A 23,299-nucleotide genomic window follows, 5' to 3' on the forward strand; every position below is an offset into this window, starting at 1 on the left:
CGGTGAGTCTGTCAGATTAATACAGATTAAAGTTGATGTTTACTGCTCCAGCCTGGCCTTGGCTTCCCGGCGACGGGCATGGAGAACAGGCTCGGTGTAACCGCTGGGCTGTTCAGCACCCTTCAACACCAGATCAAGGGCCGCCTGAAAGGCAACACTGTTATCAAAGTCCGGAGCCATATTGTGGTACAGAGGGTCACCGGCATTCTGCTGATCAACAATAGCGGCCATGCGCCGCAGTGACTCCATCACCTGCTCTTCACTGCAAACACCGTGGCGCAGCCAGTTGGCCATATGCTGACTGGAAATTCGCAGGGTGGCGCGGTCTTCCATCAGACCCACATTGTTAATATCCGGAACCTTGGAGCAGCCAACCCCCTGCTCTACCCAGCGTACTACGTAACCGAGAATGCCCTGGGCGTTGTTATCCAGCTCGTTCTGGATATCGTCAGCACCTAAAGCCTTCAGGCTGTCATCGTCAAGTAGGGGCAGGGTCAGAATGTCATCCAGGCTGGCACGTTTCCGGCCGGCCAGTTCATCCTGACGGGCCGCGACATTGACCTTGTGATAATGCAGCGCGTGCAGGGTAGCCGCTGTAGGTGAAGGTACCCAGGCGGTATTGGCACCGGCCATGGGGTGACCGATCTTCACTTCCATCATCTCGGCCATATTGTCCGGGATCGGCCACATGCCTTTGCCGATCTGGGCGCGGCCCTTCAGGCCCGCAGCCAAACCTGTATCTACATTCCAGTCTTCGTAAGCCTTGATCCAGGCCTGCTGCTTCATGGGGCCTTTGCGTACAACGGGGCCTGCCTCCATGGAGGTATGGATTTCATCACCAGTGCGGTCCAGGAAACCGGTATTGATAAACACCACCCGCTCGCTGGCGGCGGCGATACAGGATTTCAGGTTCACAGTTGTACGACGTTCTTCATCCATAATACCCATCTTCAAGGTATTACGGGCCAGACCCAGGGCATCTTCCACCCGGTTAAACAGGGTGTTGGCGAAGGCCACCTCTTCCGGACCGTGCATCTTGGGCTTAACAATATATACGCTGCCTTCACGGGAGTTGCTGTTCAGGCCACCTTTTTTATTCAGGTCGTGTATAGCGATCAGGGAAGTGAACATCGCGTCCATCAGACCTTCCGGTACTTCTCTGCCCTCGCCATCGAGAATGGCTTCGTTGGTCATCAGGTGACCAACATTACGGACAAACAGCAGGCTGCGACCGGGCAGCACCAGTTCTCCACCGTTCGGGGCAGTGTAAGTACGGTCTTCATTCAGCTTGCGGGTGAAAGATTTACCGCCTTTGTTTACGGTTTCTGTCAGGTTACCTTTCATCAGGCCCAGCCAGTTGCTGTAAACAACGGCCTTGTCTTCAGCGTCTACGGCAGCAATGGAATCTTCACAGTCCATAATGGCTGTCAGCGCGGATTCAACCAGTAGGTCATTTACGCCGGCAGGATCAGTTTTTCCGATCGCGCCTTCCGGATTGATCTGAATTTCAATGTGCAGCCCATTGTTTTTCAAAAGAATTACACTGGGAGAAGCAGCATCGCCACGGTAGCCGGAGAAACCTTCAGACTCCCTCAGGCCCACTTCCTTACCGTCTGCCAGTTTCACTGCCAGCTGGTTCTCTTTTACGGCATAGGCGACAGAGTCTGCATGGCTGCCGCCATTCAGGGGAGCTGCCTCATCCAGGACGTTACGGGCATAGGCGATAACCTTCGCGCCACGCTTGGGGTTATAGGCACCGCCGCGTTCCGCGCCATCGTTTTCATCAATAACATCGGTGCCGTACAGAGCGTCGTACAGGCTGCCCCAGCGGGCATTGGCGGCGTTCAGGGCGTAGCGGGCGTTCATAATCGGCACAACCAGCTGGGGGCCGGCGACAGTAGAGACTTCTGCATCGACATTTTCGGTGCTGATTTTAAAGTCAGGGGCTTCCGGTAACAGGTAGCCGATCTCTTTCAGGAAGGCTTTGTAGGTTTCCGGATTGTGGGGTTTGTTTTCCTGGTGCCGCTCTTTGTGCCAAGAATCAATCTGCTTCTGCATTCTGTCCCGCTTGGCCAGCAGCTCACGGTTAACCGGGCCCAGCTCGTTAACAATGGCTTCAAAGGCAGTCCAGAATGCTTTGGACTCCACGCCGGTTTCCGGCGCGATTTCTTTCTCTACCAGATTGTAAAGAACACTGGCAATCTGCAGTGAGCCAAACTGTGTACGTTCTGTCATCTCGCTACCCCGTCTGTTGTGCAGCTGCTGCTGTTTCGTCCGCTGTTTTTATTTTATGCTTATTGCCTGCAACCTCTCTGTCGCAGGTCTTCATCATTGGCGGCAAAAATGCCTGAAAAAACAGCTGTTGCCAAGCGCCTCAGTGGAACTGTTCCCGTATTTTGAGTCGTATTCATAAGCAAAATCGTCTGAAAGTACCGGGTTTTAAAGGGATATTTATGGGCTAACGACCAGTATTCACAAAATAAATACCTGAAATAAAAAAGGGAGATTGCCACTGATCGCGACATTTACTTAGAATGCGATCACCGAACCGAAATGGTGTCGGCAAAAATACGCACCAAGGCAGAGTAGCTGACGTATTAACACAACAAGAAGTACTGCCCGATAATTTAATCTTCTCTGGGTGAAACGGCTGCTACCAAAACTAAAGGACCGATCATGTCAAACTATCTGAAAGACATTGACTCCGTTGCTTCCCTGAAAGCAACTCAAGGGTCAGCCTGGGACGCCATCAACCCTGAATCCGCTGCACGCATGCGTGCTCAGAACAAGTTCAAGACTGGTCTGGATATCGCCAGGTACACTGCTGGTATCATGCGCCGTGACATGGCTGAGTTCGATAAGGACAAGACCAAGTACACCCAGTCCCTGGGCTGCTGGCATGGTTTCGTAGGTCAGCAGAAGCTGATCTCTATCAAGAAGCACTTCGGTACAACCGAGCGTAAGTACCTGTACCTGTCTGGCTGGATGGTTGCCGCTCTGCGTTCCGACTTTGGTCCTCTGCCTGACCAGTCTATGCACGAGAAAACTGCCGTTGTCGGTCTGGTTGAAGAACTGTACACCTTCCTGCGTCAGGCTGACGCCCGTGAGCTGGGTGGCCTGTTCCGTGCCCTGGACGCGGCCCGCGAAGCTGGTGATGCCGCTAAAGAAGCTGACATCCAGTCTCAGATCGACAACCACGAAACTCACGTTGTACCTATCGTTGCTGACATCGACGCTGGTTTCGGTAATGCTGAAGCCACTTACCTGATGGCCAAGCAGATGATTGAAGCCGGTGCCTGTGCACTGCAGATCGAAAACCAGGTAGCTGATGAGAAGCAGTGTGGCCACCAGGACGGTAAAGTGACCGTTCCTCACGCTGACTTCCACAACAAGCTGCGCGCCCTGCGTTACGCTTTCCTGGAGCTGGGTATTGATGATGGTGTTATCGTTGCCCGTACTGACTCCGAAGGTGCTGGCCTGACTAAAGAAATCGCTGTAGTTAAAGAGCCAGGCGATGCTGGTGACGTCTACAACTCCTACCTGGACGTTGAAGAAGTTTCTCCAGAAGATACTGCTGAAGGTGACGTACTGATCAGCCGTAACGGCAAACTGGTTCGTCCCAAGCGCCTGCCTTCTGGCCTGTACCAGTTCCGTCAGGGTACTGGCCATGAGCGCTGTGTATTCGACTGTATCGGCGCTATCGACGCTGGTGCTGACCTGCTGTGGATCGAAACTGCCGTTCCGACTGTCCACGAAATCAAGGGCATGATGGACGAAGTTCGTAAAGTTCACCCCGATGCGAAGCTGGTTTACAACAACAGCCCGTCCTTCAACTGGACTCTGAACTTCCGTCAGCAGATTTTTGATGCCTGGGAAGCTGAAGGCAAAGACGTTTCTGCTTACGATCGCAGCAATCTGATGTCCGCTGAATACGACGATTCTGAGCTGTCTGCTACCGCTGACGCTCGCATTAAGACATTCCAGGCTGATACTTCACGTGAAGCGAACGTATTCCACCACCTGATCACTCTGCCGACTTACCACACGACTGCACTGTCTGTAGACAATCTGGCGAAAGAGTACTTCGGTGAAGCCGGTATGCTGGGTTATGTTGAAGGCGTCCAGCGTAAGGAAATCCGTCAGGGTATCGCCTGCGTTAAGCACCAGAACATGGCTGGTTCCGACATGGGTGACGACCACAAAGAATATTTTGCTGGTGAGAACGCTCTGAAAGCTGGCGGTGCCAAGAACACCTCCAACCAGTTCAGCTGATTAATTGGCTCGAAACTGCCGCTTATAGCGGAATGTGCTCCGACGAAGGCGGGCGCTTTTGAAAGAAAGCAGCCCGCCGGAAAAGGCGACCTCAGGTCGCCTTTTTTATTCTTTTATCCCTGTGACGAAAGCCAGACTTGGCTTAGCAGGTCACAATAGGTGTCATCACCAAAATCCTTGCAGAACAAACCTGCACAGCAGTCATCATTCCGATAGCACTCAACATACCTGCCCTTGCAAAGCTGACAGTATCCTGTGTCCATATCCGCACTATAGACATGGCATCTTGCGCCCAGTGTATCTGGTGCAGGTTGGCAGCAGTCCTGATCTGAACGGCAGATCTTTCCCACCGGAGCACAGCCCACAGCATTCCCGCCCATACCAAAGGCAATAAGCCCCAGGAGCAGGCTGGTACCAGAGATAATCTTTTTCATATCAAGTAACCTGTCAAGTCCATATATGTCTATTGCAAAAATAAAGGGTTACGGCTGCTGGTTGCACAGACCTCTTATTTTAGACTGATCCCTTTGATAAGATGCTGTTTTATAGAACCCATAAAAATCACCACTCAGACAGCACAGAGTGAGACGACCATGAGTACCGCCCCAGCCTACCTGAGAGATGCCAAAGACCTGTTGAGCAAGGATGGATTTACGACAGGAAACGTCTGGTATCACGGCACTTCATCGGCGCTGCAGGCTTCAATACTTGAGCATGGCCTCAAGCGTTCCGGTGACAAGGCCATGAAGCAGGTTGCCAAACAGACCATGGCCACTATCGGCAATAACTATGTTGAAACCATTGAGCCGGTGTTTCTTACCCAGAGCAAAGAAATCGCCTGGTATTGGGCCGAACAGACTGTACGTGACCGCAGCGTTCGTATTGAAGGCGAAGAACAGCCCGTAGTATTGGCTGTTACCCTGCCCGGCGAAGAAAACAGTAAGGTTAAGCCCGATGTTGGTGCCGCAAGTTTACTTATGGTGAAAGAAGGCGAAGCCTATCTGGCTTATATTGCAGGCTTGTATGAGAACGCCGGATTGCCCACCCCCTCTATTGACCTGATGAAAGCCGATCGTATGGAATACCTTAATAAACTGGGTATGGCTTACTGTAATCAGGATATTATCACTGAATATATTTCTGTTTTAACAGGCTGAACAGCCGCATAAAGCAGTTCTCCCTTTCCCCGGTATATCCGGGGTTTACTGCTCCATGAAAAAGAAATAGCGTCCAATGGTCGTTTTTCTTTGTGGTTTTTGTAGAATGGCTTGACCAGAAGATCTGTTACTGAAATAAGAATGAATCATGGATTGGATATGTTACGACATTTGACATTTGTTATTGGTTTTTTTGTGCTGTTTTCCGGTTATGCGTCCGCAGGATGGGTGCTGGACCCACAGCAATCCAGGCTTTATTTCAGTTTTACCAAAAGTACCCACCTTATTACCACTGCCACATTTACAAATCTCAATGGCCGGATTGATGACAGCAGGAACGTCAATATCACTATTGATCTGGCCAGCCTCTCCAGCGGTATCGAAAAACGGGATAACCGCCTGAAAGACCTTTTTTTCGAGGTCAGCAAACACCCGGTCGCTACAGTAGAGACCAAACTCTACAACCGGACCCTGAAGAGAATTCATGAATCCGGCCGCAATAATATGGTCTTCAGCTTTTTCCTGACCATGAATGGCGTAAAGAAACGTATGTCTGCCGAGACTTTTGTTGATCTCGATGAAAATAACGAGATCAATATTGTGACTCTTCAGCCGGTTATGGTTCATGCCAATGAATTTGGTTTTAGTGGTAAAGTGGCCGCTATGGTGAAAATGGCGGGTGTAAAAAATATTTCTTATGCGGTGCCGGTGACTTTTCGTCTAAGGTTTGTACCTGAAGAGAAAGAGCCGGGTTCTGCTAAATAACCCGCTGCCCTTTCTATCCCGTTGGCCTTTCCATAAGGGAGCCGTTGTTTAAACAGTTCCCTTCATTCTCAGCCCTTCCAGCTATGTCATTTCAGCGCGGGCGTTTCGAGGATTAAGCTCCGGTTTCCGGGCCAGTTCCACTATCAGCCGGCGCAGCCATCTGTGGCCGTAATCCTGTTGCAGCAGAGGACTCCAGGCCATTTTCAGGTCCAAGGGCGGAATGATGAACGGCGGTGGATGGATAATCAGGTCAGGATCTTCCGCCATCAGTTTGGCCGCCCGGGTAGGCAGGGTCGCGATCAGATCATTCTGCCGGGACAGCTGCATGGCCACATGGTAATGGCGGGTAAAAACCGCGATCTGCCTTTTATGGCCCAGGCGACTGAGGGCATCATCCACCCAGCCCAGGCGCTGGACATCTTCCGGGTTCATTCCCACACCCACACCCATGCCGGTTTTGCTGACCCAGATATGGCGGCCTTTCAGGTAGTTTTCCAGGGTGAATTTTCTGCGAATCAGATTGTTGCGGCTGAGCAGGCAGGAGAATCCATCTTCCCAGATGGTTGTCTGGTGAAAGGACTGGGGAATATCATCAAAGCGGTTGATAGCCATATCCACCCTGCCCTGCTCCACATCCTGGAAGCTGACATCACTGGGGGTCAGCATATCAAGGGTGACATGGGGAGCATCCTGGCGCAGCTGGCGCAGCAGGGTTGGAATAAGGGTGGATTCCGCATAGTCACTGGCCATAATCCGGAAAACCCGTCGACTGGATGAGGCTTCAAAGGGTGTCTGGGGCCTGACAGCCTGCTCTATACCGCTAAGGATATGGCGAATCAGCGGCTGCAGTTCTATAGCCCGTGCGGTCGGGGTCATACCATCGCTGGTACGTACCAGCAGGGGGTCATCAAACAGTGTCCGCAGGCGCCTGAGTCCATTACTCATGGCTGGTTGGGTGATGCCAATCTGGTCGGCCGCGCGGGTGACATTCTGCTCCCTGAGCAGGGCATCAAAATAGACCAGAAGATTCAGGTCTATTCTCGATACATTCACCATTATTATTCTCGGTGTTTTGTAATAAGTGAGAAAAATTATCGCATAACTTCGCCGTAAATGCGTCCGTCAGAAACTGGATTTAGGCACCATAGTGGAAAATGTATTGAAGTAATCCAGAGACAGCATGCCGTTGTAGTAACTGTCCCCCATGCCTGATTTTGCCATTATTCGGGTAATCCAGGGAGTAAGCGCATAACGTGACTCCGGAGGTGAAAGATGAATAGCAGCCGCAGCCGCAACAACGAAAGGTGCTGAAGCCAGAGCTAAAGGCGCAAGGGCCGGGCCCGCGGGACTGACGGCCAGATAGCCCAGGTACACAGGCAGTGCCCCTATCAGTCCGTGGCTGATACTGTCTATAACCCAGGAGCCACTCCATACACTCCATTGAGTCACCAGATAAATCTGCTGACTGGCCTTGTGGTATACGCCTCGGACAGTGATTCTCAGTACCCGGGTCTGGAGATCAACACCAAACAGGGCACCCCGGCACCAGGTAGAACTTTCAGGGACGGTAAAGTCACTGCCATAGTGCTGCAGCAGTGGCCAGGTCCAGGGGGTGTCCGTAGATTGCAGCACCACATTCCAGAGGCCTTCCCCGTTCAGGCGGATTTCAAAGCCTGCAGGGAATCCGTACTGGTTGTTGCCCCGCCGGGGAGCAAAGGTGGCTTTCTGACCAGTACTGAGATCACAGATTTCAAACTGGTCGCGTTTATTACTGTCCAGGCGTTCTGCCAGAGGAGTATCCGTTTTACTGTTAAGGGCATTTACCAGCTCTTCCGGCTCTTTCAGGATTTCATCCGGGGCAGTCTGGTTATTTTTGCCGACAAGGGCTGGCTCTAATGGGGCGTCGATCATAGAGCTTCGGTCACTGGCCTCTTCCAGGGCTCTCTTCATATCGGTAATCATGTCCGATATCTGGGCGCTGACCATTTCCAGCTTCCGGCGGGCGCTGACAACATCACTGAAGAGATCAAAGGAGCGAGTCCCGTAATCCATATTCTGCTTTATCCGGGATGACATTTCATTGAACTGTCCTATGGCGCTCAGATATTCCTGTCGTCTTTCCTCACCGGACTTGGTGAGAGCCTCCTCAATATGGGAATCCGCCTGTTGAATCAGGGTCGCGAGACTGTCGGAGTCATAAATGGAGCCGCTGAATACTGAAGACTTGTTGTGCAGCAGAGTTCTGACATGAACCAGGTACGCCCGTAGAGTCCCAAGACTAACAGGCAGATCCGGGCGCAGGCTGTTCTGGGAAGAGGATTCATCAGCATCGTAAAACAGGCTTTCCGCGTCAGTGCTCATGCGGGCCATATCAGTATCCTGATAGCCATTATTCTTTTTACCATTCATGTACAGACTGTTTTTGCCAGCATCTTCGTAGTGGTATTCATGGAGATGGGGAGCCCGTCCTTTGTAAAACTCCAGATACATCCAGTAAAGTCCGCCGGTGACGCCCCAAAAGGAGTAGCTGTTGTCCAGTCTGGCAATCCGCAGGCTGCTTTGCTTCTGGCTGAACTTATCTTCGGATTCGGTGAATTCGGCGCTGAGGTACCCCCCCGAGGAATCAAAAGACTCCCGGGAAGAGGTCAGATCCCTGCCCTTCCACTTCAGTTTCAACCATTTTCCCATACACAGGAATTCAGCATGGTTGCTGCTCTGACCATCAATAAAGGCCATATTATCGGTAGTCCAGGTGAGGTCTTTTTCCTGGTGATCTCCGGTAATCATCAGGCTGATATTACCCTTGTAGCGATCGACAACCACGGCATAACGCTCCACGGTCGCAGAGCTGTAATAAAAGTCGATGTAGTTCTTGAACTGGGTCCAAGATGGGATACCGTAGTAACTGGGATTCACCCCTCGCTTTGCGTTCAGATCTTCCAGGGTGCTGACGGCAAAGCCCTGGCGGGCAAAGTCATCTTCGTTTTTGACCGTCAGGACATAGATATCCTGAGGAATTTCACAATTCATCATGGCGACCTTGGCGAGAGAGACTGTGGGCTGAACGCCACAACAGGTCAAAGTAAACAGAAGACCAGCTTTGATTAATCGAGCGATAATGCCGGAGGCCCCCATTGCGCACACCTCATAAAGAATTGATGTGTACTCTGAGAGCGTTTCGGGACCAGGGTTCCGGCTGTGGGTGTTATGAATTGTAACCGGGGCTGTTAGTTGGACTGACCGTGCCGGGCCAGCAGGTTTTGCAGAAGCTCAGGATCGTCGGTCTCAATCCAGTCAACGCCCAAATGTTGGAGTCTGGTGGCTTCCTGTCTGTGATCAATGGATGGATCAGAAACGGTGCGGGTATCCAGAGGGAACAGAGTATAGGCACCAACCAGCATATTACGCTGGTGAAATTTCTGAACTGTATCGGAATCAATTAGCAAATGCTCAGCGCCAACAACGGAAGATCCGACCATGCCACCTATAGTATTCAGCTCCAGCAGTATATTGAGAAATGTCAGGTGATTCTGGCTCCCTTCGGGGGAAGAGAACTCACCGCCCAGATTGGGAAGCAGTGATGTCCACTTTTTCAGGCCATCCACCATGCCATCATCATAGGCAAAGCCGGATTGTATGGCGGGCAGTGTTTTTTCCAGTTCACGAAGCATAAAGAAATCAAAGGATGTAGAGATAACGCTATCCATACTTTGGGTCTTCTGAATGATATCCGCCACCAGTGACCCGGTGTGTCTCCGGCTCCACACAGGCTTGTAAGCCTTCATCTCAATATTAATCAACAGCTTGCCAGAGAACTCTTCCAGTACTTCTTCAAGAAGCGGGATACGCTGCTCACTGGGATATGCCTGATAATCGCTGCCACTGTCACCCTGGGCGTCATCCTGGGCCAGACGTTTCTGGATACGGAGTTGTGAGATTTCGTCCCAGGTCATATCTGTTATCTGGCCTTTTACGCCAGTCAGGCGCTCGGTGTTTTCATCATGGAAAACAACGATTTTGTTATCCCTTGTTGCAAACACATCCAGTTCAATACCATCAATGCCCAGCTCAACAGCTTTGTGGAATCCGGCCAGAGTATTTTCCTGATGAGCCAGGGGAACACCCCGATGACCCAGCACCAGAGGGCGGGTTTTATCCTTTAAAAATCCATTCATGGAAGTTCCTGCTTTATTATCTGCTTGTATAGCTTGTTATTTTGTTTTTTCTCCGGTTTCTCTACATGTTACCGGAACAGGCGCAGAGAGGCTGCCGGGAATATTCTTTGGAAGACGTGGAGGGATTTACAGGAAGTGATAACGGGCAAAAAGGGTAATTATGGGCAGGGCCAGCACAGTTCGGATAATAAACAATGACAACAAGTGAAAGAAATTCAGGGGAATTGATGAACGGAGAATCAGCACTCCGACTTCCGACATATAAACCAGCTGGGCTACTGAAAGCGCAGCAATAATAAACCGGGTCATTTCGTTATCTATTTGCGCACACAGAATAACGGGCAGGAACATATCAGCAAAACCAAGGAAAATAGCCGGAGCGGCCTTTGCTGCTTCCGGTATCTGCATGAATTCCAGAACAGGAATAAGGGGAGCACCCAGCCATCCAAAGATATTGGTCGTGTACGCGGTGACAAGGCCAGTGGTGGCAATCGTCATAATGATTGGAATAAAGACAAACCAGATATCAAGGGCATTCACTATGCCCTTCTGGATTAACTCATAAAATCCGGGGGCGCGGTTGGCTTTAGCAATTGCCTTGGACAGTCCGCCTTTCAGACCTGTTGCCGCCTGGGTATCGGTCATACGGTTATTGATATCGGCATTAGGGTGATAAGTGTCCGGTATTCGGCTAAGAGGCCATATACGCGGTTGTATCAGGGCGATACACAAGCAGGTGCAGATAACAGTGAGATAGAAATAAAGAAAGAGATGGGAAAGCCCAATAAAATTCACCACCACAACACAAAAGGAAATAGAGACTATGGAAAAGGTGGAGGCGATAACAGAAGCTTCCCTGGCGGTGTAATAGCCCTTTTCATATTGCCTTGAGGTAATCAGAGTACCGACTGTGCCATCACCCAAAAGTGAGGCAATAATATTGACACCGCTATTGCCTGGTACACGATAGGCTTTCGGAAGTATGCGATGCAAAAGAGAGCCAACCACTTCCACTACCCCATAATCCAGCAGTAATGGCAGAAACAGCCCGGCCAGAAGAAAGAAAATAAAAAGGACGGTGAGTAATTTAAACAGAACCAGGCCGCCGGTATTTTCTCCCCATATCCACTCCGGGCCGAGTTGAAACAGCACCATAACCCCGAGAGTCGCGCCGATGATTCTGATGATAATCCAGAAGACGGATGTTTGAAAAATGGTCCAGAGTACTTTGTTATTACGTATAAAAGCCGGCTCAAACAGATGGCCAATTAAAGCACCGGCAGCTGACAGGCACATAAGCAGAGTAATACAGGCAGGAAGCCACTGGTCAATTTTTTCCAGCAGAGAATAGCCAATTAGTCCCAGTAGTATTGTTGGTCCCCGGGGGCTGTCAAAAGGAATAAGAAAGAGAAGAACCCCCAGTGTTGAGGGCAGTAGAAACCGAAGCAGTCTGGAGAGTGTTAAGGGGTCTTCCTGACGGGCTGGTTTTGGAAGAAAATCGGGCAAAATCAAGCTCTTTTATTAATTATGTGAATGCTTAACCCGTTCAGTCTAGCCGAAAAGAGTTAGCTGGCAATTGAAAAGAGTCTGGATTTGAGCAAAAGAAACCCATAAAAAAGACCCGCGAGTTGCCGGCCTTTCTTTATGGTTCTTTATGGTCCGGTTGTCATCTGACGTTTTGAATCTGCCAGATGTCCGGATTTAAATATGGAGGCGAGTACCGGAGTCGAACCGGTCTGAATGGAGTTGCAGTCCACTGCATAACCGCTTTGCTAACTCGCCGGTAACCAGGCTAATCTACATATAGAGTGATTCAAAATCAATAGGTTGCGTCACTCTATACCGATTATTTTGACATACGTTCAATGCCCGTCTGGGCGATAATACGTGTGGCAATCTCCTCAACAGAATAATGGGTGGTATTGAGGTAGGGGATATTATTCTGCTGGAACATCTGCTCCACTTCCTGCAGTTCCATGGCGCATTGCCTGGATGAAGAGTAGCGACTGTTGGGACGACGTTCGTGGCGTATAGCCGCCAGTCTTTCCGGACTGATGGTCAGGCCGAACAGCTTATTCCTGAAAGGTTGCAGACACTTGGGCAGCCGCATCATATCCAGGTCATCTTCGGTAATGGGATAGTTGGCGGCGCAGATACCGAACTGCAGGCCCATATACAGGCAGGTCGGTGTTTTACCACACCGGGACACCCCCACAATAATAATGTCCGCTTCATTGTAAAAGCGGGTCTTTGCGCCATCGTCGTTATCCAGGGCGAAGTGCACGGCATCAATACGCTGGTTGTATTTGCTGGCAGAGGAGTGAATAGAGCGCTTTTTGCCAACCTCATGGATTGCATGGGAGTGGAGTTTACGCTCAAGGGTTGGCATAAAGGCATCGAAAATATCAATTCTGTCCGCCGGAGCGTGGCGGATAATGCCCGCGATTTTCTCATCAATAATAGTGCTGAAAATCAGGGGCTGCTCCGGTACGTTTTTGGCGGCTTCAGTGATTTCGGTTACAACCCTGTGGGCTTTGTCTTCGGTGTCGATATACGGCAGTGTCATACGGTCAAAGTCGATGTGCTCAAACTGGGCCAACAGGCTCTGGCCAAAGGATTCCGCAGTAATGCCCGTACCGTCGGAAATAAAATAAACCAACCGTGATGGATTCTGTTCAGACATAATTGTTTTTTGATGACCTTTTTTCGTAAAGTTCCTGAATCGCCGGCGCGACCATTTTAACGTATGAAGCAAGAACGTATAGTGCGACACAGCTGACAAAAGACGCTTACGTATCTTTCGTTCGGTATATACTTGTTCAACCCTGTTCGTATCGCTCTGAAAACGGTATTGTGAGGGCAATGTCTGCCTGTAGGAAAGATGTTTTTTTATAGTGTACACAGACGACCTGTAGCGATTGACAGGGACAGTTTTCTTAAGGGGGTATCTTTTGGAAGCATATGTAATCAGTCTTGGCAAACTCGGTGCCAACGATGTTGAAACCGTCGGGGGGAAGAATGCGTCCCTGGGCGAAATGATCAGTAACCTTTCCAGTGCCGGTGTATCGGTTCCCGGCGGGTTTGCCACAACTGCTGATGCGTATCGGGAATTTCTGGAGAAAAGCGGCCTGAATGACCGCATTCACGCCCTGCTGGACACTCTGGATGTTGATGATGTCCGTGCGCTGGCCAGCGCCGGCTCCCAGATTCGCAAGTGGATTGTTGAGCAGCCTTTCCAGCCGGAACTGGAAAAGGCTGTATGTCAGGCCTGGGAAGACCTGGTCGGTGACAATCCCAACCTGGCGGTTGCCGTACGCTCTTCCGCCACCGCTGAAGACCTTCCTGATGCTTCCTTTGCCGGACAACAGGAAACCTTCCTGAATATACGTGGCTACGACAATATTCTTGTGGCCATTAAAGAGGTGTTTGCCTCCCTCTTTAATGACCGGGCTATCTCCTACCGGGTTCATCAGGGCTTTGACCATCGTAATGTGGCCCTGTCCGCCGGCATCCAGAAGATGGTGCGCAGTGAAACCGCCTCCTCCGGGGTTATGTTTACCCTGGATACGGAATCCGGTTTCCGTGACGCCGTGTTTATCACCTCCTCTTATGGTCTTGGTGAAATGGTGGTTCAGGGCGCGGTAAACCCGGACGAATTTTATGTGCACAAGCCTACCCTGGAAGCTGGCCGCCCTGCAGTGCTGCGCCGCAACCTGGGCAGCAAAGCGGTAAAAATGATGTACACCGGTGACAGCTCCGCCGGACGCTCCGTGAAAACCCTGGATGTGGATGAAGCTGATCGTCATCGTTTCTCTATTACCGATGCGGAAGTGGAAGAACTGTCCCGCCAGGCCCTGATTATTGAAAAGCATTACCAACGCCCCATGGATATTGAGTGGGCCAAAGATGGAGATGATGGCAGGTTGTACATTGTCCAGGCTCGCCCGGAAACCGTAAAAAGCCGCAGCCAGGGTGGTGTGATGGAGCGCTACCTGCTGAAAGAGACCGGCAAGGTGCTCGCGGAAGGTCGCAGCATCGGTCAGCGCATTGGCAGCGGTACGGTTAAGGTGATTAACAGCATCTCTGAGATGGATCGGGTTCAGCCCGGTGATGTTCTGGTTTCCGATATGACCGACCCCGACTGGGAACCGGTTATGAAACGGGCCTCCGCGATTGTGACCAATCGTGGTGGACGTACCTGTCATGCCGCCATTATTGCCCGTGAGCTGGGTATTCCTGCGGTTGTGGGTTGTGGCGATGCAACCGGAACCCTGAAAGACGGTATGGATGTAACCGTTTCCTGCGCTGAAGGTGATACAGGTCTGATTTATGAAGGCCTGCTGGACTTTGATATCCACAGTAACTCTGTGGACACTATGCCCGAGCTGCCCTTCAAGATTATGATGAATGTCGGTAACCCCGACCGAGCTTTTGACTTCGCCTCTCTGCCGAACAGCGGTGTAGGTCTGGCCCGTCTTGAGTTCATTATTAATCGTATGATCGGAGTACACCCAAAAGCCCTGCTGAATTACGACGCCCTGCCCTCCGATATCCGTAACAGCGTGGACAAGCGTATCGCCGGTTACAGCAGCCCTGTTGATTTTTATGTTGAAAAGCTGGTTGAAGGCGTGGCTACCATTGCTGCGGCTTTCTACCCGGCAAAAGTGATTGTTCGTCTGTCCGACTTTAAATCCAATGAGTACGCCAACCTGATTGGCGGTCGCCTCTATGAGCCAGACGAAGAAAACCCCATGCTGGGCTTCCGTGGCGCGTCCCGCTATATTTCTGATGGTTTCCGCGATTGCTTTGAGCTGGAATGCCGGGCCATGCGCAAGGTCCGTGATGAAATGGGCCTGACCAATGTTGAGCTGATGGTGCCCTTCGTACGCACGATTGGTGAAGCCCGTCAGGTGTCTGATCTGCTGGCGGCCAATGGTCTGCGCCGTGGCGAAAATGGCCTGCGCCTGATTATGATGTGCGAACTGCCCGCCAACGCCCTGCTTGCGGACGCTTTCCTGGAATTATTCGATGGCTTCTCCATCGGCTCCAACGATATGACCCAGTTAACCCTTGGCCTGGATCGGGATTCGGGCGTTATCGCCCATCTGTTTGATGAGCGCAATGATGCTGTGAAAGCCCTGCTCTCTATGGCAATTCAGTCCTGTCGTAAGGCCGGGAAATATATCGGCATCTGCGGCCAGGGTCCGTCTGACCATCCGGACTTTGCCAAGTGGCTGATGGAGCAAGGTATTGATACCGTGTCCCTGAACCCGGACAGTGTTCTGGAAACCTGGTTCTATCTTGCGGAAACAGAAGTCGCTTACACTTAAGCCGTAAGCCAGCCTGCAATCTGTCGTACAAATCCAAGGCCACAGCCATAAAAAGCTGTGGCCTTTTTGTCTCAGTTAACTTGTTCTGTTTTTCCCAGTTTTCCAGCCATTTGAATGCCTTCTATGCGGGCTTCCAGCCGAATAATTTGCTCGTGAAGGGTTCTATTCTCACTCTCAAGCTCAGCTTGTAGCTCCAGAGCCCGTTTCTGCTCGCTAAGTTGCTGTTTCTGGTTTTCATGTTTTTGTGCCAGTTGAGTCATTTTGACGGCTGACTGCTGCAGTTCCCCTATTTTCTCCTCTGGCTTTTCCGGGTTGCCAAGTAATGTCGAAAGCCTGTCGAGTTGCAGACCTCTATCTTCCAGCTTCTTATTTTCACTCTTCGCAGCCTGGAAATCGGCCTGTGCGACTTTGAACTGCTTTGTTTCCCGCTCAAGCTGGGAGGAGAGGTTCATGTTCTTTTTCTCCAATGAGGTTCTGTCCTCCTGCATCTTTTCAACTTGCTTTTGCAGTCTGGTTTTCTCTCTTCTCTCTTCATCAAGCACTTTCAGCCAGTGATCAATAATTTTCTGGTGGGTTTCGTCCAGGCGTTTCTCCTGCTCACTCAAGGCTGTTTCTGTTCGTCGGGTTTCCTGCTCAATGCGCTCTTCCAGCTTTCTTTCTTTTTCTGCGGACAGTTCGCTCTGGGTTTTAAGGGTGTTGATTTCGCTGCTCTGCTCACGACAGACCTGTTCGGCATTTTGCAGTTCGGCTTTGAATTGTCGGTTTGCTGCCTCAAGCTCCCTGATTTGCACCTGAAGTGCTTCATTTATCTCTCTGCTATGGGCGGATTGTGCCGCATAGCTGTCACGCTCTTCATCCAGCTGATCTTGAAGTCTGCGGCACTCCTCTCCCTGGCGAAACCGCTCCTTGCCGATTTCCCTGCGCAGCACCCGGACAAGTTCAGAAGACAACTCCAGTTCCTCGTCTTCCCCCAGTATCTCCAGTTCCTGCCACTCTCTGTAGTAAGGCAGCACGGTTTGCTTACCCATTTTCACCAGACTGGCCAGTTTCTGGGCAGTGATACGTTCACCGGCCTCTTTTAATCCATCCAGTGCCGTAAAAATCAAAGTTCTGCGCTGTGAATCCTGCATAACGGCTTTTCTCTGTATTTCTCTTAACTCATGATACTTTAAATACTGGTATTATAAAACTGGTATTTAAAGTACCAATAAATATTTAAAACTGCCAAATAAGTACCGGTAATATGAATTACCGGTACTATTTTAGGTTTTGGTTAGAAAACCAGAGAATAAATAGAGCGCCAGAGTCCAAAGAGGGGAAAAGATGCAGAAAAGGGCTACAAATCAGCTGAAACCAGAAAGAGAGGGATAAACTAAAAAAAGAAAGGCAGGAGAGGAGAAGAAGCTGAAAATGCCCAGCCAGAGCAAATACAGCCCTTTCCCTGCTTATAGAAAGCGGGTGAACAAAGTTTAAGGAAATTGCGTTCAGGAAAAGAACAGAGCAAAACTGCTGACCAGGGACGATCAGCAGTAAACAAATTACTCAGGCATGATCAGGGGAATATCAGAAGAAATGATGCCGTTATTATCGGCGTAGACATAGGATCCAGGAGTAAAAGTTACGCCATGGAAGGTAACCGAAATATCTACCTCCCCGATCCCCTTTTTATCGGTTTTCATAGGATGAGCACCCAAAGCCTGAACTCCCAGATTAAGAGTTTCCAGAACATCAACATCCCTGACACAGCCATACATAATGATGCCTTCCCAGCCATTTTTAACGGCTTTCTCCGCCAGCATATCTCCCAGACAGGCCCGGCGCATGGAACCTCCGGCATCTACGACCATCACCTTGCCGGTACCATCAGTATCAACCAGCTCTTTTACCCGGGAATTGTCTTCAAAACACTTAACTGTAACCACTTCCCCACCAAAAGAGCGACGTCCGCCAAAATTGCGGAAACCGGGGGCCGCGGCGGTGACATTATCCGGATAGGCGTCACAAAGATCCGGTGTTACATAGGTCATGGTATTTTGCCTTTTATCGTTATTGAGTCATGCACCGGCAGGGATTATTCCATGATTCCAGTTATCTGCCAAAGCATGATGCGCTCCGCTTCTATACTGAAAGCAGTCAGGGACAGGTAGAAGCGGTGAAAAAATTATGGATGCGAAAGGAATACAGCCAAAAGGAACGACAGAAGCTGAACCCCGGAACCCGGTTGAAGCGGCAGGAAAACAAAATACTGAAGGACGTTCTGGCCGAAGGCGAATCAAACACAGCCCTGGGAAAAAATCCCTGGGATATAAACCCGAAAAGCTTACGCCAGGAGAAAGAAGGGAACACCGTAAAGCTTCACGGATGAAAGCAAACCAGCCTCATTCTCCCGAGGCGGTTAATGCCGGGAATACAATCAACAACCCTCGGGATATTGCTACAGAAATTGTCAGGCTGGCCATGGAGCTGGACGCTAAACAAGGCAATTATTCTGACCCGGCCATACATAAACAGGTTCAAAATTTAATGGAGCTGGCCTCAAATATTCTTCGGGATATTGAGAAACATGAAGAACGTATGACGGAGCAACAGCAGGAAGAACGGGATCAGGACAGAATTGAAGACGAACGTCGTAACCAGGAGCGAATCAGAAAACGGCAGGAAGACGATAATCGTAAACAAACACAGCGGTAACGAACCTCTCCGGTTCTGGACTGTAAACGGTTTAAGTTTTTCCACTTTTATTGTGAAGCATTAGCGCACGTTGCATTGAAGGTTTTTCAGGTTTTTTGGACTTGAAGCCCACAGCTCCAGATGCTGCAAGGGCTAAAATCACTGAACCGGTCAGCAGTGGGGTCCAGCAGTGGGATCAGGTATGAAAACATCCAGACGCCTGAGCAACCCTTGAAACCCGTCGATTCCCGCCGATAGCTGCTTTCAGGTACTCCAGCGGGAATCACAAATATGGCGGATGGTATTCATCGCAGTCAATCAGGGCAGTCTTCCCCTGCACCGAAGCCTTGTCAACACAGTGTAAAGCCCCGACGGCCAAGGTCACCCAGCCCAACGGCTCGTTCTGTGACCGGAACACCTGTTTCATCCAGCCATATTCAGGCTGAGACTGGAGCTTTAGACTCTTTAGAGGCAAAGCCCCTGTTGAAGCGTACGGCCGCCAAAGTTGAGAGACTGACAACGTCTCTGGGTCAATTAAAAGCCGAAGCCAATGCAGACAGGGAAAATGTTGTTGCCGAAGCCCAGACATTACTTCGGGAAACGGATAATCCCAGCCAGACCCTGAACGGCAAAGAGCTTATTGATTACATAAAGCTTCTTGAGAATTTACAGGGGCATCTCACCCAGGTTTATACGGAACTTCCAGGCAGTGATGCTCAGGTGCTGGCCCCCGGGGCATTATCTGATCTTGACGGCAGCGCTGAATGCCTTGATCTTTTAAAACGGCGCCAGCAAAAATTGTCAGCCTTTGATGACATTATAATGGTGGATGAAAATCTCTCTTTTTATGAGAAAAATATTCGCCAGCAAAGAAATCCACCTGCCATGCTTCTGATTCATTCCCTTCGACAAACGACCAGGAATCTCAACAGGCTGGACCTTTCTTCTGCTGAAGCTTCACCTGTTCTTTTTCAGCATATTGATCTTCTAACCCGATTGCAGACCCTTGGGCAGCAGAGACATTTGCCGGCGGATATTTTAAAAATGGCGCAGTCCTACGCAACGGAGGTTGAAACTCTGGTGAACAAAATGACCACGTCGGATTCCGGGATTATTCATCCGTTGTCGCTTTCTGGGGGGCAGGATGAATCATCAACACAGCTGGATTCAAATCAGCCTGCTTCATTAACGGAAAAGACCGATGAGAAAGTTGAAAAACCAGCATTGGACACCCCGTTCACTATTGGTCAGGTCACTTGTCCGGGAATAAGCCAGGAACAGGCGCAGGCGTTTTTCAGAGCAGCAGAAGGTGTGGCCAGTGATGAAAGAAGCTCTTATCAGTTTTACCACCTTATAGGGAATACTCTGGATATCCTGGGGGTAGATTCTCAATCAAAAGTGAAGATAACTGGAGATGGCCCTCCCCGCTTTCAGTCCCAGGATTTTACCGTTGCCCCTGACAAGTTAAACGTTTCTGCTCCTTTAAAGCACAACCAGATCAAGGTGAAGGTTCCAGAAGCAGGCGAAGTTCCCCTGGCGGCTAATACCATGACTTTTGATGGGGAAGACGCAGGTATTGCCATGCGTGCTCCCTCCGTAAAAGAGATGCCCGCTGTTTTACAAATGGCACAAGATAAGAACCCCTGCCTCTTTGTTGATCTGATGTCTGAGAGTGACCGGGCCAGGTACAGCAATCAACAACTGTTTAACTGGGCTGATATTCAGTATGGAAAACCAGCCACCTTTCCTCCCGGTTATGAGATCTCCCTGCAGGAGAGCGATACCCTGACTTTTGCCAGTACAGTGAACAAAGGCTCCGGAACCGTTAATGCCAAAGCCCATATTCGAACGTTCCATGTAAAAAATCCGGATGGAGACATATCGTCGTTTACCCAGATCACCTTCCCTGACTGGCCCGATGGCAAACCTCTGCCCGTGGATGTGATGGAAGAGCTGCACCAGCTGGTTGACCGTACCAGCGAATCCATAAAGTTTAAAAACTGGGACACGCCTAACCTGGTGGTGAATTGCCATATGGGGGTAGGACGAACCGGAACATTTTTTGTCACCCGCCACCTGAGGGAGAAAGCCGCCAGAAATGGGCTGGATGAAAAGCAACTGGACCTTGAGTGTCTGAGAGGGATTATGCAGGCAAAAATGTCCAGAAATATTCACTGTGTCCAGTATGCTTCCCAGGCCCGTATGATCCGGGAAGCCGCACAACAGTATAACCGCTCCCACCAGTACCAGGTGGTACCTGGAGCTATAGGCCCTTACAAACCCAAGCCAGTCACTGCGGAAATGGCTGCCCAGTGCCGACGGGAGATTGATGAACTGACCAGCGTAAAACGATCCGCCACCGATCTTCTCCATGGTTATGGGAAAACCATGATGGATGTTATGAAGCGGGTATTGCCCGCAGATGCTGTGATGCAGGTACAGTTAACACCCAACCATCGGGAATTAATCCGCAATACCCATAAGAATCTTGCAGAGATAAATGAGCAGTTAGCGGATTCCCGGCTATCGGAAGAAGAAAAAGAGTTTCTGAAGTTACAGAAAGAAGCGACCGAAAGGACTCTGCAAAGGTGGATTCTGGCAGAGTTGAGAGTATCCGCCAGTGAGCTTGAAAGACTGGAAAACCCGAGTCCTTACGCCGCCATAGGGAATGACAGCTATGATAAACCCCGCCACCGTCGTAAGAATATGGTTCCCCAGAAACATAACCAGGTCATGATAAAGGGCCACTCTGGACATGAAGAGGCTCTGAGTGCCAGCCATATTCAAATGGGTAGTAATTACCCGGGTATTGCCCGCCAGGTGCCCAGGCCGACAGATGCCTCAGCAAATCTTCAGGCTATCAGGGAACATAATGTGCGTGTGGTGGTAGATCTGATCAGTTACCGGGACAGGGAGGTCTATGGCTATGATGAACCCATACTGAACTGGCATGAGTACATGGAATTGCCTGAAGGGATAACACTGGACGCGATTAAAACGACTGAGGAAGGATGTAAACAGCATGGAGTTGAGGATTTACCCCTTATTGTCAGTGAATTGAAACTGACAGACCCTTCCGGTGAACATGATTTTACCCAGGTATCATTCCCGCAATGGCCTGATGGTTCCGGTATGCCTATTCAACCTTCCCTTGATCTGCTTCGTATACTTGACAATGCCCATCGCAGCAGTGGAGATGAAAACGGAAAATTTATGATCAACTGTATGGCCGGTATGGGCCGTACCGGCCAGCTGTTCTGCATGCTGAATATCTGGCAGACCTTTGCCCGCCATAATCTGACCTGGGATGATATTGACCGTTATCTGGAACAACATTCTCTGGAAGAAGCCGCAAAAGCGGGTGACCTTCCGGATGACGGCATTATTGCCCTTGAGAGCATTATCCATGGGCGCCTGTCCCGTAACGGAGAGTTTGTGCAGAGTCCCGGACAGGCACAGGTGATTTATCAGCTGGAAACACTCTGTCGCCGGGTATATCAGGATAAATTCAAGACACCTTTCGTTTACAAGAGTAAGGGTTAAAGGAGGTTAAATCCGGAAGCTTGGGAAACAGATTTACCGGGCTTCAATGTCCACCCACTTTCTCGGTTTCGGTCCGATATAATCCGCCGATGGCCGGATAATCCGGTTATTGCTCCGTTGCTCCATTACATGGGAAGCCCAGCCCGTTATCCGGGAGCAGACGAATATTGGGGTAAACAGCTTGGTAGGTATGCCCATAAAATAATAGGCCGAGGCATGGAAAAAATCCGCGTTGGCAAACAGTTTTTTTTCTTCCCACATTACCTTCTCAATCGCTTCTGAGACCGCGTACAAGATAGTATCTCCGGCCTCCTCCGCCAGTTGCCTGGCCCAGGATTTTATCAGCGCGTTCCGGGGATCGGAGCTTTCATAAACCGCATGGCCAAACCCCATAATTTTATTCTTGCGTTCCAGCATACCCCGCACGGATTCCGTCGCATGTTCAGGGCTGGAAAATGCCTTAATCATCTCCATAGCCGCTTCGTTAGCTCCGCCATGGAGTGGTCCCCGCAGGGAGCCTATGGCGGCGGTAATACAGGAGTGCATATCAGACAGAGTTGAAGCGCATACCCTGGCGGTAAATGTGGAAGCGTTAAACTCATGCTCTGCGTAAAGAATGAGTGAAACATCCAGACAGCGACGGTAAAGTTCTGTGGGTGACTTATCATGGAGCAGGGTCAGAAAGTGTCCGGCAAGGGTGTCGTCGTCTGTTTCTGTTTCAATGCGAATACCGTCATGACTGAACCTGTACCAATACAGGAGCATGGAAGGCAAGGCAGCCAGCAATCGGTCCGCCGTGTCCTGCTGTTGTTCAAAGCTGCGCTCTGTTTCCAGATTACCCAGCATGGAACAGCCGGTGCGCATCACATCCATGGGGTGGGTATCTTCAGGGATATTTTCCAGAACGGTTTTCAAAGCACCAGGAAGTCCGCGAAGTGTTTTCAGCCTGGCTTTATAGTGCTTAAGCTGCCTTGAGGTTGGTAACTCACCGTGAAACAGTAGAAAGGCGACTTCCTCAAATGTCGCATATTTAGCCAGCTCATGGATATCATAGCCCCGGTATGTCAGGCCGGAGTCTTCTTTACTAACAGTGGAGAGCGCGGTTGTGCCGGCGCTCTGCCCTCTCAGACCGGTATTGCCCGGTTTATTCGCCGGTTTGTTTTCGGCCATGGATACCTCCCGTGGCTATCTCCCGCGGCTATCTCCCGTGACTATCTCTTGAGGCTACTCATGCGCTTTTTTTATTCTGGCTATCATATGCAATTGCAAGCAGCTTTTTACAAACAGCTTTACAAACAGCCTGAATGGAAAGCTCTGGCAGATATTCAGCTCACTCAATGACCAGATTATTAATCAGAAAGATCAGAAATATGTTGCTGCTTGCAAA

Annotated in this window: 16 protein-coding genes and 1 tRNA gene; 6 read left to right on the plus strand and 11 right to left on the minus strand. The window is 50.3% G+C overall.

The genetic code is table 11. From position 1 onward, the window contains the following. Window positions 1-39 precede the first annotated feature (39 nt). The gene (locus ACY2RQ_RS13630; protein WP_490113539.1) at window positions 40-2,235 is read right to left on the minus strand and encodes a malate synthase G; all 2,196 of its coding nucleotides are present in this window, start codon (window positions 2,233-2,235) and stop codon (window positions 40-42) included. Window positions 2,236-2,676: 441 nt separating this feature from the next. Here ACY2RQ_RS13630 and ACY2RQ_RS13635 point away from each other — a divergent pair, with 441 nt between their 5' ends. Next, window positions 2,677-4,272 carry an isocitrate lyase gene (locus tag ACY2RQ_RS13635; protein WP_490113540.1) on the plus strand — a complete coding sequence of 532 codons (1,596 nt, stop codon included), beginning with the start codon at window positions 2,677-2,679 and terminating at the stop codon, window positions 4,270-4,272. A gap of 113 nt (window positions 4,273-4,385) precedes the next feature. On the opposite strand, the gene ACY2RQ_RS13640 is transcribed toward ACY2RQ_RS13635, so the two are convergent. Beyond that, on the minus strand, window positions 4,386-4,706 hold the full coding sequence (locus tag ACY2RQ_RS13640; protein ID WP_490113541.1) for a hypothetical protein: 321 nt from the start codon (window positions 4,704-4,706) through the stop codon (window positions 4,386-4,388). A gap of 159 nt (window positions 4,707-4,865) precedes the next feature. Between ACY2RQ_RS13640 and ACY2RQ_RS13645 the strand changes: the two genes are divergently transcribed. Then, window positions 4,866-5,429: a hypothetical protein gene (locus ACY2RQ_RS13645; protein WP_490113542.1), complete on the plus strand. Its 564-nt coding sequence runs from the start codon at window positions 4,866-4,868 to the stop codon at window positions 5,427-5,429. 159 nt (window positions 5,430-5,588) lie between these two features. After that, window positions 5,589-6,194 carry a YceI family protein gene (locus ACY2RQ_RS13650; protein WP_490113543.1) on the plus strand — a complete coding sequence of 202 codons (606 nt, stop codon included), beginning with the start codon at window positions 5,589-5,591 and terminating at the stop codon, window positions 6,192-6,194. An 81-nt stretch (window positions 6,195-6,275) separates the two neighbouring features. Here ACY2RQ_RS13650 and ACY2RQ_RS13655 read toward each other — a convergent pair whose 3' ends face one another. The 6 genes from ACY2RQ_RS13655 to ppsR all read right to left on the minus strand — a co-directional run bounded on the left by ACY2RQ_RS13655 (window position 6,276) and on the right by ppsR (window position 13,052). Next, window positions 6,276-7,247 carry a LysR family transcriptional regulator gene (locus ACY2RQ_RS13655; RefSeq protein WP_490113633.1) on the minus strand — a complete coding sequence of 324 codons (972 nt, stop codon included), beginning with the start codon at window positions 7,245-7,247 and terminating at the stop codon, window positions 6,276-6,278. A gap of 69 nt (window positions 7,248-7,316) precedes the next feature. Further along, window positions 7,317-9,329, minus strand: coding sequence for a hypothetical protein (locus ACY2RQ_RS13660; protein WP_490113544.1), 2,013 nt, complete (start codon window positions 9,327-9,329; stop codon window positions 7,317-7,319). A 92-nt stretch (window positions 9,330-9,421) separates the two neighbouring features. Next, on the minus strand, window positions 9,422-10,369 hold the full coding sequence (locus tag ACY2RQ_RS13665; RefSeq protein WP_490113545.1) for a glycerophosphodiester phosphodiesterase: 948 nt from the start codon (window positions 10,367-10,369) through the stop codon (window positions 9,422-9,424). A gap of 126 nt (window positions 10,370-10,495) precedes the next feature. Next, on the minus strand, window positions 10,496-11,875 hold the full coding sequence (locus ACY2RQ_RS13670; RefSeq protein ID WP_490113546.1) for a YjiH family protein: 1,380 nt from the start codon (window positions 11,873-11,875) through the stop codon (window positions 10,496-10,498). A 202-nt stretch (window positions 11,876-12,077) separates the two neighbouring features. Then, window positions 12,078-12,151, minus strand: a tRNA-Cys gene (locus ACY2RQ_RS13675). 64 nt (window positions 12,152-12,215) lie between these two features. Beyond that, a complete protein-coding gene (gene ppsR / locus ACY2RQ_RS13680) occupies window positions 12,216-13,052 on the minus strand; it encodes a posphoenolpyruvate synthetase regulatory kinase/phosphorylase PpsR (protein WP_490113547.1) in 837 nt (278 codons plus the stop codon). Window positions 13,053-13,320: 268 nt separating this feature from the next. On the opposite strand from ppsR, the gene ppsA reads away from it, so the two are divergent. Continuing rightward, entirely contained in the window at window positions 13,321-15,699 is a 2,379-nt protein-coding gene (gene ppsA / locus ACY2RQ_RS13685; protein ID WP_490113548.1) for a phosphoenolpyruvate synthase, read from the plus strand. A gap of 71 nt (window positions 15,700-15,770) precedes the next feature. On the opposite strand, the gene ACY2RQ_RS13690 is transcribed toward ppsA, so the two are convergent. Continuing rightward, entirely contained in the window at window positions 15,771-16,829 is a 1,059-nt protein-coding gene (locus tag ACY2RQ_RS13690; protein ID WP_490113549.1) for a hypothetical protein, read from the minus strand. A gap of 408 nt (window positions 16,830-17,237) precedes the next feature. Beyond that, on the minus strand, window positions 17,238-17,726 hold the full coding sequence (gene rraA, locus ACY2RQ_RS13695; protein WP_490113550.1) for a ribonuclease E activity regulator RraA: 489 nt from the start codon (window positions 17,724-17,726) through the stop codon (window positions 17,238-17,240). A gap of 136 nt (window positions 17,727-17,862) precedes the next feature. On the opposite strand from rraA, the gene ACY2RQ_RS13700 reads away from it, so the two are divergent. Both ACY2RQ_RS13700 and ACY2RQ_RS13705 read left to right on the plus strand, forming a co-directional pair. After that, window positions 17,863-18,390 (plus strand): hypothetical protein, encoded by a 528-nt coding sequence (locus ACY2RQ_RS13700; RefSeq protein ID WP_490113551.1) that lies wholly within the window; start codon window positions 17,863-17,865, stop codon window positions 18,388-18,390. A 270-nt stretch (window positions 18,391-18,660) separates the two neighbouring features. Continuing rightward, the gene (locus tag ACY2RQ_RS13705; protein WP_490113552.1) at window positions 18,661-21,912 is read left to right on the plus strand and encodes a protein-tyrosine phosphatase family protein; all 3,252 of its coding nucleotides are present in this window, start codon (window positions 18,661-18,663) and stop codon (window positions 21,910-21,912) included. Window positions 21,913-21,945: 33 nt separating this feature from the next. Here the strand turns inward: ACY2RQ_RS13705 and prpC are convergent, their stop codons facing one another. After that, complete coding sequence (gene prpC, locus ACY2RQ_RS13710; RefSeq protein WP_490113553.1) at window positions 21,946-23,082, minus strand: bifunctional 2-methylcitrate synthase/citrate synthase; 1,137 nt, start codon at window positions 23,080-23,082, stop codon at window positions 21,946-21,948. Window positions 23,083-23,299: the final 217 nt, after the last annotated feature.

The organism is Parendozoicomonas sp. 209JJ7-1 (assembly GCF_058147085.1).